Source organism: Hyphomonas sp. CY54-11-8, from assembly GCF_000682735.1.
In the GTDB taxonomy this organism is placed as follows: domain Bacteria; phylum Pseudomonadota; class Alphaproteobacteria; order Caulobacterales; family Hyphomonadaceae; genus Hyphomonas.
This window is the reverse complement of the sequence record NZ_AWFD01000021.1, coordinates 1-3,291: the sequence shown is the minus strand read 5'-3', so window position 1 is coordinate 3,291 and position 3,291 is coordinate 1. Positions and strand designations below refer to the sequence as shown.

General features: G+C 49.2%; 3 protein-coding genes. All 3 read right to left on the bottom strand.

Going from position 1 to position 3,291, the window contains the following annotated elements:
- Positions 1 to 109 precede the first annotated feature (109 nt).
- Entirely contained in the window at positions 110 to 1,348 is a 1,239-nt protein-coding gene (locus tag HY17_RS19995) for a glycosyltransferase (protein WP_081813108.1), read from the bottom strand.
- Positions 1,335 to 2,564 (bottom strand): glycosyltransferase family 4 protein, encoded by a 1,230-nt coding sequence (locus HY17_RS11210; RefSeq protein WP_051600005.1) that lies wholly within the window; start codon positions 2,562 to 2,564, stop codon positions 1,335 to 1,337. The genes HY17_RS19995 and HY17_RS11210 overlap by 14 nt, the downstream gene beginning before the upstream one ends.
- Positions 2,565 to 2,635: 71 nt before the next feature.
- On the bottom strand, positions 2,636 to 3,291 hold a 656-nt coding region (locus HY17_RS20380), incomplete at its 5' end, for a hypothetical protein (RefSeq protein WP_034766615.1).

The window sequence follows — 3,291 nt, the reverse complement described above, 5'->3', positions numbered from 1 at the left end:
ATTGTGCTCATCTTGGTCGGTGTGGGTAGCAATGTATCGGAAGAGGCAGGTTAGAAAATGACTCAACTTCTGCCCCCTGCGAGGGGGGGGGGCTTGCTCCAAACTAGCCTCAAGAGATGTCAATACAATCTGGCTTCGGTCCGCTTCCGAGTGCCCATTTATACACAGCGAGAATTTCTTTCGTAATCACTGGCCACGTGAACCGTTCGGTAACAAGCGAGCGCCCCCTCGACCCCATTTCGGCTAAGTTTGCGGCTCCTAGATGCTCCGCAAAAGCAGTGGCGATGTTACCAGGTGAAGTTGTTATTTCCACTGCGGCACCATGTTGAAAGCCTTCCAAGATGTTGCACTCGCGGGTCATAAATACTGGAAGTGCGTTTGCCCAAGCCTCCAAAACTGCCATCGGAAAACCTTCTGAGTACGAAGCAAGTACAAATGCCTTTGACCAAGCTAACAATGCATCTTTGTCTTCACCGAATTGTGGCCCACTGAATACTACATCATTTTGAAGCCCGAGATTCTCCACCTCATAGAGGAGTTGCTTGAGATGGTCACCCTCATCCCATCCCGCGACAACAAGTTGCCATCTGCTTGCAATTTCTGGGGTAAGTTTTTTAAAATTGGCGAATCCGGAGAGAGTCTCGATTATTCCCTTTTTGGGATGCAGGCGCCCCAAAAATAGTAGTGTATTACGGCCATCGTTTGGGAGGAATTCAGGCCTCGGAAGATTCTTCTTATCAGGTAGAACGGCTCCATTTGGTAGAACTGCGATTGGGTTTTTGAGACCGAACGCTCTAACACCTGGGACTTCCGCTGGAGAACAATGGATAACAGAAGCGTTTGCGAGATTTTGCCTTTCAAACAGTATCTCCGCTATCCGCTTCTTGGCGCGAGAATGAGAAAGGGCCCAAGGTTCCAGCATTCCTTGCGTGGATATGATTACCGGCTTTCGCAACTTTCGGCGCCAAGTCGACACTGCAACGGATGGATACTGCCAAAGGGCATGCTGATGAACCAAATCAGGATCCGCTCTGTTGATCGACTCGAAAAGTCCTGGGGCAAAAGCAAACTTTTCCATCCATGGTCTTTTTACAACAATCGGAACATCTCCCCATCCATTAAGGTCCTCCGTAGAGGGAATATTCCCTGATCCAAATGCAGTTACATTGATGCCGAGTCGTTTCAACTCCTTTCCATGATGCTGCATAATAGGTAAAATGCCACCTGCCATGCGTGAAAGGTTGGCAGAGACAATAGCAACCTTCAGGTCCGCAGCGTTGTAGGATTCTAAATTTGATTCAATTTGATTCAATTGCATCTTAGAATTTACGGGGTTAGGCAACATCATTCAAAACTCGTCTCTGGAAATGTTTCACAAGTATCCTGTCCCAGGGCGCTATTGGGCCCCGCATTGGTGCCGCAAATGCGCTTTCTGCGGCGGCCTTCATGCCACACCCAAAACGCTGAGGTCCCCAAGCATTGATTGCATTTGCGCCGGCTCGAGCCATGGCGCTTCGCTCCTGGGAGGGCATTCTAAAGAATTGAACTAAAGATTTCGTGATTGCATCTGTGCTGATATCAGTAAGAATTCCAGATTGCCCATCTTGTATGACCGTCCGAGCTGCGCCGCAGGTATTCGAGGCAATTACAGGCACGCCCGCCGCCAAAGCCTCATTGATCACAAGGCCCCATTGCTCAATCAGCGATACATGTACGAACCCTTCTGATAACCCGTAAAAAGCCGGAAGACGATCATAGCTTACAAAGCCTTGTAAATGTACGTATTTGCCCACACGTTCACGTGCAATTGTCGCTTCAATGACCTTACGCTCAGGCCCGTCGCCAAGAACCACAAGATCGGGCGCTGTAGGGTTTAATTTTCGCGCTGATGCGTAGGCGGATATTAGAGACGGAATGTTCTTTTTTTGGATGAACCGAGCAGAGGCCAAAATGTAACGTTTCGGCAAATTGTGTTGTAGACGTACATTATGCGGGTCTTGTAGGGCTGATGCGGCCCCCATGGCGAAATGCTCGTTGTCAACGGCATTGTAACCATAATGGATTCGTTCGCACGGAATGCCGAGTTTATTGATGTATTGGGCATGTGTTGGGCCGCCGACTAGTGCCGCATTGAATTGAGAGACTAGACGGCGCTTTACGGATTCACGCAACAAGGAGCGTTTGGCATCATCTTCCTGTGACTCGGACATGATAATGGTAGGTATACGGTGTCTCCTGCAGTGATGCATTGCGGCAATGCTTTCAGGTGCTGCCCAACCAGCCACAGCTACAACGTCGGGGTCTATTGCCTTGATGGTATTCTGGACCTGAGTTGCGAGGGATCCAGAAGTCACCGCTGTCAAATACTCATTTTGCCCATGAAACAATTTGTGGAGGAAGTAGTTTCCAAAGGACTCTGCAATAAATTCGCTAAAATCTCCGACATTTAGTGTGGAGACAACGTGAACTTCCTCAAACTCCGCTGTCGCGGCATCGTAGCGCGCATCGTGGTACGGGGAAATTTGAAGGGTGAGTATTAAGAGCCGAATGGTTTCACCCTCCATCGGGGATGAATGAAAGAAATTTATGTCTGCTTCTATTCAGAAGCTGATTGATGTGCGTGGCGCAGATTCGGCTAGTCATTCCGATTTGTGTCCACCCATGAATTCGGAAGGCGGCCACTATTTGTGATGTTGCGCCTTACTCGGGGGCGGCGGCGAGCGAATATCATCACAATCAAAGACACGCCCAAAATGAATGGCAGGGCACGCAGTAGTTCTGCGGTGTCGTGGGTGATGCTTTTGATCCCATCCGCGAGTAGAATAAGGTAGTAATATTGGCCAAACAAAGAGCCAGACGTGGCTATTGAATAAAGTGACCCAAACCCATATCCAATGATCCAGAATACAATTGCGCCCAATGGTCCGAAGTTGCGATAAGTGTCGGAGAAGCCGGTGCGTGTGGATCCGAGGGAAAACGCTCCTTCCTCGGTACCAAGTCGCAATCGCTGACTCAAGCTGTCTATTTTCAAGCTCTCTTTTGACTCGCGGCCGACCAAAAAGGCAGGGACATATTGGTGCACGAGCTTGTTCCAGTAGTCCGCGCCATATTCCCAACGACCAGTCTCATTAATGTACCAAAAGTCATACTGTGCGAGGCCAATTTCACTACTGTCTCCTTCTTGCAGGGCAAAGTAATCGAAGTGGTCGTAGAGTTCCGGTGACAGAACAGCCTCGATGAAGGAGCCTTGGCCTGTCTTTACATAGTTTCTGATTTCTCCAACCTTGTTGA

Excerpts from the sequence above, each read along its gene's own strand:
- HY17_RS19995 (WP_081813108.1), bottom strand. The coding sequence starts at position 1,348 with ATGATGTTGCCTAACCCCGTAAATTCTAAGATGCAATTGAATCAAATT.
- HY17_RS11210 (WP_051600005.1), bottom strand. The coding sequence starts at position 2,564 with ATGGAGGGTGAAACCATTCGGCTCTTAATACTCACCCTTCAAATTTCC.